The following is a 7,184-nucleotide window of genomic DNA, read 5'->3' as shown; positions in this document are numbered from 1 at the left end:
TCGATGATGAAGCTGGTTTCGGCCTGCGTGCCCGATGGCGTCGTGATCACGACATCAACTGTCGTTCCCGCCGCGAGCCCATTTGAGTTGGAAGTATCGCCATCGAGATCCTCACCTATGCCTGCACTATCTATATCGAACTCGAGCGTTGCCGTTGCGTCCTCGTCGCTCGAGTCGGTGCTCAGCACCTCCGAACCCTGGAGATCGATCCCGGACTCGTCCACGCCGTCGAACTCGACGGAATCGCCGCTATCGGTGAACACGGAGATCGTCGAGTCGTTCAGGTTGATCGAACTCGATCCCGGACCCAACTGGACGGTCGTGTTGAACGACTTGACTCCGGCCGGGTCGCCGCTCCCGTCCTCGGTCACCGTTCCGGTCGAGCTGAGGAAGACGAGGTTGGTCGAGACCTGTTCGGTGCTCTCTTCTCCGGTGGACTGTGCTTGCGTCTGGAGGAACCCGGCGGTGTTGATGAGAACGCCGGCGGCGATGGCCGCAACGAGGACCAACGCGATGAAGACGATCAGGGTACCGATCCCGACCTGACCGCGTTCCTCACTTGCTGTGTATTCTTCGAACATGCTTTCTATTGCACGCCCGCCGACCCCCCTCCGCACCGCGCTGGGGATTCGCCTCGGACGTTACCGGCTATTCGCATCTACCCCTACTAAAGACGAGAACGGACTTCACGCCCGTATCCGCCCCCGAATCCCCGGCTAATTCGGTCAAAAGGTTCAAATACGATAGCAGAACTCGCCTTGATCGACGCCGCGTCCTCGGGTCCTCGCCGTGCCCCGACGCGTCTCCGTCTCCCCTCGCGGTCGGGTTTCGATCCTACGGGCCGTCTTTGGCCCCCTCGCGGAGCTTCTCGTATCTGGCTTCGAACCGGGACCGACAGGACTCACAACAGAACTCGTAGCGCTCGCCGTCGATCGTGGCGCTGACGCCCTCGGCCGTGACGCTGTTGCCGCACTCGACGCACTCGAGGCTGAGCGTCGCCTCGCCGAGCGATGGGTGCCGTTCGGCGGCCGCGAGCGGGGTCACGTCGACGGACTCGACGGCGTCGGGTTCGATCGCCCCCATGATCCCCGAGACGTCCGCGTCGGGCACCGTTGCGACGACGAACAGCCGGCCGTCGGCGGTTTCGAACACGCGTTCGACCTCCTCGAGGCCGCTCAGTGCCCGCCGGGCCGCGGCGGCCTCGCCCAGCGCAACCTCGAGCGTGACCGCCACCCGGACCCCGCCCCGGAGCGCCGAGCGGTCGATGTCGACGGTGAAGCGCTCGATGACGCCCAACTCCGAGAGCCGGTCGATCCGGTCGCTGACCGCCGGCGGCGACAGCCCGACGGCCTCCGCGAGGTCCGCGTACGACGCCCGCCCGTCCTCGAGCAACAGTCGGAGCAGCGCCCGGTCGGTGTCGTCGAGATCGCGCATACCTCCGCTTGTGCGGCGGAACGCAAATACCCCCGTCCGTTCCACGTCTCCGGTGGTTTTCTGTTTCGCGTACGCGAGTACGAACAGCTGTCTCGGCATCCGGCGCGGTCTCGGCAGGTGTGGCAGGTGGTTTCTTCAGCCCTCGGGTTCTCAAAGACGTATGCGCGCCGCGATCTACCACGGCCCGGAAGACATCCGGATCGAGGACGTCCCCCGCCCGGAGATCGAATCGCCGACGGACGCGATCGTCCGCGTGACACACACCGCGATCTGCGGGTCGGACCTGTGGTTCTACCGCGGCGACAGCGACCGCGACACCGGATCGGCGGTCGGCCACGAGCCGATGGGGATCGTCGAGTCGGTCGGCGATGACGTCCGCTCGGTCGCCCCTGGCGATCGGGTGTTCGCGCCCTTCAAGATGAGCTGTGGGTTCTGCGAGTTCTGCCGGAAGGGGCTGCACACCTCCTGTGTGAACGGCGACTCCTGGGGCGGCGACAACGGCGGCGCTCAAGGCGAGTACGTCCGAGCGCGACACGCCGATGGAACCCTCGTCCGTATCCCGGATCGCCACGCCGACGACGAGGACACGCTCCGGGCCGTCCTGCCGCTGACCGACGTGATGGGAACGGGGCATCACGCCGCCGTGAGCGCCGGCGTCGGCCCCGGATCGAGCTGTGTCGTCGTCGGCGACGGGGCCGTCGGGCTCTGTGGCGTCCTTGCAGCCCGACGACTCGGGGCCGAACGGATCGTCGCCGTCGGACACCACCGCGACCGACTCGATCTGGCCGCGGAGTTCGGCGCGACCGACACCGTCTGTGCCCGCGGCGAGACGGCGATCGAGCGGGCCCGAGAGCTCACCGACGGCGGCCCGAACCACGTGCTTGAGTGCGTCGGCGCGGCCTCGGCGATGAACGCCGCGATCGAGATCTGTCGCGACGGCGGAACCGTCGGCTACGTCGGCGTCCCCCACGGCGTCGAGCGGGAGGGACTCGACGTGTTCGGACTGTTCGGCGGGAACGTCGCGCTCCGCGGCGGGATCGCACCGGTCCGCGCCTACGCGGACGAACTGCTCGCGGACGTCCTCGGCGGGACGCTCGACCCGTCGCCGGTGCTCACCGACACGGTCGGTCTCGGGGGCGTTCCCGAGGGGTACCGCGCGATGAGCGACCGCGAGGCGATCAAGGTGCTCGTCACGCCGCACGACGGCTGACCCGACCGGCGACGGCCCTTCCGTACCGGCCGTGTAGATACTGATTAATACACCTATATCATTATTAATCTATGACAACGGGTAGCAAACGCTTTTACTGTCTCCATACGAACACCGACCAACGCCCAGTCGGGCGGAGTGATACAAATGTCTGACACAATCGTCTGGCGGATCGCGGGCGGTTCCGGCGACGGGATCGACTCCACGAGCCAGAACTTCGCGAAGGCGCTGATGCGCTCGGGGCTCCACGTGTTCACGCACCGTCATTACCCCTCGCGCATCCGCGGCGGCCACACGTACGTCGAGGTGCGGGCGGGCACCGAACCGATCAGGTCCCGCGGCGACGGGTATAACTTCCTGTTGGCGCTCGGCGACTCCTTCGCTCGGAACCCACAGGAGGACGCCTACTACGGCGACGAGGAGACAAAACCGATCGCCGAGAACCTCGACGAACTCAGAGAGGGCGGCGTCATCGTCTACGACGAGGGGCTCATCGACATCGAGGAGATCCCCGACTTCGAGGCGCGCGTCGAGGAGAACGACTGGCACGTGTACCCGCTCGACCTGCGTGCGCGAGCACGCGAGAAGGGACGCGAGGTCATGCGGAACACGGCCGGCGTCGGGGCGACCGCCGCGCTGCTGGAGTACGACCTCGGACACATCGAGGACCTGATGTCGGACGCGATGTCGGGGGAGGTGCTAGAGACGAACCTCGAGATCCTCGAGGACGCCTACGAGGACGTCACGGACACGGAGTTCACCCACGACCTCCGGATGCCGAGCGGTGAGCACGACGAACAGCAGGTGCTGCTCTCCGGCAGCAACGCCATCGCCTACGGCGCCCTCGACGCGGGCTGTCGGTTCATCTCCGGGTACCCGATGACGCCGTGGACGGAGGTGTTCACGCTGATGAGCAAGTACCTCCCCGAGGTCGGCGGGATCTCCGAGCAGGTCGAAGACGAGATCGCCGCCGCGGCGCTCGCCCTCGGCGCCTCTCACGCCGGCGTGAAGGCGATGTCCGGCTCCTCCGGGGGCGGGTTCTCGCTCATGTCCGAACCGCTCGGGCTCGCGGAGATGACAGAAACGCCGGTCGTGTTGGTCGAGGCGATGCGGGCGGGACCCGCAACGGGCATGCCGACGAAGCCCGAACAGAGCGACCTCGAGCACGTCCTCTACGCCAGCCAGGGCGATTCGACCCGCGTCGTCTTCGCGCCCGGCAACGTCAGAGAGGCCTACGAGCAGACCCGCGCGGCCTTCGAGATCGCCTACGACTACCACCTGCCGGCGATCGTCCTCTACGATCAGAAGATCGGCGGGGAGCTCAGAAACGTCGACGAGTCCTTCTTCGATCGCGACCCCGACCCCGACCTCGGCGCGACGCTGACCGAGGCGGAACTCGCCGAGGCCGCACACCACTCCTCGGGGAAGTTCAACCGCTACCGGCACGATCCCGGCGAGAACGGCGTCTCGCCGCGGTCGATCCCCGGCCAGAAGGGCGGCCGGTTCCTCGCCGAGAGCAACGAGCACACCCCACAGGGACACATCTCCGAGGACCCGGACAACCGCATCGCGCAGGTCGATAGACGCCTCGGCAAACACGACTCGATCCGCCGGCAGTTCGAGGAGGCCGACGGCAGCCACCAGACCCTCTATGGCCCCGAGGACGCGGCGTACGGGATCATGACGTTCGGCAGCCAGCAGGGCACCGTCGAGGAGGCGGTCGACGAACTCGACGACGCCGGATACAGCGTCAAATCGATGGGCGTCTCCGATCTGATGCCGTTCCCCGAGGCGGAGGTGACCGACTTTCTCGAGTCCGTCGAGGAGTGTCTCGTCGTCGAGATGACCGCGAGCGGTCAGTTCCGCGGGCTCGTCCAACGGGAGTTGGGCCGCTTCGGCCCGAAGATGCACAGCCTCCTGAAGTACAACGGCAACCCCTTCGAACCGCACGAGATCGTCGAGGGGTTCAGATCCGTCCTCGAGGGCGACGAACCGGCGACGACGACGCGGTTCGTCCCCGCGGCAGGTGATTAATCATGAGCGCATTCAACGCCATCGACGCGGACCGAGACGTAGCGCGCGAGGAGTACACCCCCGGCATCGAGCCCCAGGCCACGTGGTGCCCCGGTTGCGGTGATTTCAGCGTCCTGAAGGCGCTGAAAGGCGCGATGTCCGAACTCGGCAAGGACCCCGAGGAGATCCTGCTCGTGACCGGGATCGGCTGTTCGGGGAAGCTGAACAGCTACTTCGACAGCTACGGGTTCCACACGCTCCACGGGCGGGCCCTCCCCGTCGCGCGGGCGGCGAAACTCGCAAACCCAGACCTCGAGGTCGTCGCGGCGGGCGGCGACGGCGACGGCTACGGGATCGGCGGCAACCACTTCACCCACACGGCCCGCGAGAACCACGACATCACCTACATCGTGTTCAACAACGAGATCTTCGGGCTCACGAAGGGCCAGACGTCGCCGACCAGCCCCAAGGGCCACAAATCGAAGACCCAACCGCACGGGTCGGCGAAGGACCCCGTCAGGCCGCTGTCGCTGGCTCTCACCGCCGGTTCGTCCTACATCGCCCGGACCGCCGCGGTCAACCCGAACCAGGCCCAGGAGATCCTGACGGAGGCGATCCAACACGACGGCTTCTCGCACATCGACTTCCTGACGCAGTGTCCGACCTGGAACAAGGACGCAAAGCAGTACGTCCCGTACATCGACATCCAGCAGAACGACGACTACGAGTTCGACGTGACGAACCGCCGCGAGGCCTCGGAGATGATGTACGACACGGAACTGGCGATTCACGACGGCGAGGTCCTGACCGGGCGGTACTACCGACAGGACGACCGGCTCTCCTACACGGAGGAGAAACAGGCCATCGGCGAGATGCCCGACGAGCCCCTCGCCGAGCGGTACCACGACGACGCCTACGAGTGGGAGCGGAGCTACGACCTCCTGGACGCCCACAAGTAGCCCCTCCCCTCCGGTCGTCCCGGCCCCGGACCGGCGGCCGACGGCCGACCGTCGATCCGTGGATTTAGGCGACCTCGACCCCACGTGTCGTTGATGAGACTCCACTGGCACCGACGGGACCTGCGACTCGCGGACAACCGCGGCCTCGCGGAGGGCCCGACCCCCGCGGCCGGGCTGTTCGTCTTCGACGACGCCGTGTTGGAACACGCGGGCTCGCCGCGCGTCTCGTTCATGCTCGAGGCGCTCGGGAAACTCCGGACGGCGTACCGCGAGCGCGGCTCGGAGCTGTTCGTCCGGCGCGGCGATCCGGCGGCGGTCGTCCCCGATCTCGCCGCGGAGACCGACGCCGAGTTCGTCTCTTGGAACCGGGACTACTCCGGGCTCGCCCGCGAGCGCGACGAGCGGGTCGACGAGGCGCTCGCCGGGGCGGAGACGACCCCACAGAAGTTCCACGACGCGATCTGTCACGAGCCCGGATCGATCACGACGAACGCAGGCGACCCCTACTCCGTGTTCACCTACTTCGGTCGGAAGTGGCGCGACCGCAAAAAGGAGGAGCCCCGGGAGAGCCCCGATCTCGCGGCCGTCGAGGGCGACGAGACGCCGATCCCGTCGCTCTCGGAGTTGGGCTTTGATCCGCCGGCGGCGACGGTGCCCGAGGCGGGGACCGCGGCCGCCCGGGAGCTGCTCGAGGCGTTTCTCGCCGACGGCGCGCGGCGCTACGAGACCGACCGGGACTACCCCACGAGAAACGCGACGTCGCGGCTGTCCCCGCATCTGAAGTTCGGGACGATCGGGATCCGCGAGGTGGACCGACGGGTCAGAGAGACGCTCGAGGCGACCGACGGCGAGGCGCGCGAGTCCGTCGAGGAGTTCCGCTCGCAGCTCGCCTGGCGGGAGTTTTACACGCACGTGCTGTATTTCAACCCCGAGGTCGTCGCGCAAAACTACAAGAGCTACGAGAACCCGATCGAGTGGGAGAACGACGAGGAGCTGCTCGCGGCCTGGAAGCGCGGCGAAACGGGGTATCCGATCGTCGACGCGGGGATGCGACAGCTCCGCGAGGAGGCGTACATGCACAACCGGGTGCGGATGATCGTCGCCTCCTTTCTGACGAAGGACCTCCTGATCGACTGGCGACGCGGCTACGATCACTTCCGCGAGCAGCTCGTCGATCACGACACGGCCAACGACAACGGCGGGTGGCAGTGGGCCGCCTCGACGGGGACCGACTCCCAGCCGTACTTCCGGATCTTCAACCCGATGAGCCAAGGCGAGCGCTACGACCCCGACGCGGAGTACATAACGACGTACGTCCCGGAGCTGCGGGGCGTCGATCCAGAGGTGATCCACGACTGGAACGAACTGACGCCGACACAGCGGGCCAACGCCGCCCCGGAGTACCCCGAGCCGATCGTCGACCACGGCGAGCGCCGCGAGCGAGCCCTCGCGATGTTCGAGCGCGCCAGAGGCGAAAGCGATGAGGACTGAACGAGCCCCGACGCCCCGAGCGCCGCCCCGGCGAACCCGTGGTGTGGTACCACGTCTACATGAACTATTAAGAGCGT

6 protein-coding genes are annotated in these 7,184 nt (G+C 67.1%); 4 read left to right on the top strand and 2 right to left on the bottom strand.

Annotation, left to right across the window (positions count from 1 at the left end):
• Together Q0916_RS01520 and Q0916_RS01515 are read right to left on the bottom strand one after the other, a co-directional pair.
• On the bottom strand, positions 1–581 hold a 581-nt coding region (locus Q0916_RS01520; protein ID WP_299233404.1), incomplete at its 3' end, for an archaellin/type IV pilin N-terminal domain-containing protein.
• 253 nt (positions 582–834) lie between these two features.
• Positions 835–1,434 carry an AsnC family transcriptional regulator gene (locus tag Q0916_RS01515; protein ID WP_299233401.1) on the bottom strand — a complete coding sequence of 200 codons (600 nt, stop codon included), beginning with the start codon at positions 1,432–1,434 and terminating at the stop codon, positions 835–837.
• A gap of 160 nt (positions 1,435–1,594) precedes the next feature.
• Between Q0916_RS01515 and Q0916_RS01510 the strand changes: the two genes are divergently transcribed.
• The 4 genes from Q0916_RS01510 (at position 1,595) to Q0916_RS01495 (ending at position 7,107) form a co-directional block, all read left to right on the top strand.
• The gene (locus Q0916_RS01510; protein WP_299233398.1) at positions 1,595–2,644 is read left to right on the top strand and encodes a zinc-dependent alcohol dehydrogenase family protein; all 1,050 of its coding nucleotides are present in this window, start codon (positions 1,595–1,597) and stop codon (positions 2,642–2,644) included.
• Positions 2,645–2,791: 147 nt separating this feature from the next.
• Complete coding sequence (locus Q0916_RS01505) at positions 2,792–4,678, top strand: 2-oxoacid:acceptor oxidoreductase subunit alpha (RefSeq protein ID WP_299233395.1); 1,887 nt, start codon at positions 2,792–2,794, stop codon at positions 4,676–4,678.
• Between the two features lie 2 nt (positions 4,679–4,680).
• The gene (locus Q0916_RS01500) at positions 4,681–5,616 is read left to right on the top strand and encodes a thiamine pyrophosphate-dependent enzyme (RefSeq protein ID WP_299233392.1); all 936 of its coding nucleotides are present in this window, start codon (positions 4,681–4,683) and stop codon (positions 5,614–5,616) included.
• 93 nt (positions 5,617–5,709) lie between these two features.
• Positions 5,710–7,107, top strand: a complete 1,398-nt coding sequence (locus Q0916_RS01495; RefSeq protein ID WP_299233389.1) for a cryptochrome/photolyase family protein — start codon at positions 5,710–5,712, stop codon at positions 7,105–7,107.
• Positions 7,108–7,184 lie beyond the last annotated feature (77 nt).

The organism is Natronomonas sp., assembly GCF_028274965.1.
In the GTDB taxonomy this organism is placed as follows: domain Archaea; phylum Halobacteriota; class Halobacteria; order Halobacteriales; family Haloarculaceae; genus Natronomonas.
This window is presented reverse-complemented; position numbering and strand designations above follow the sequence as displayed.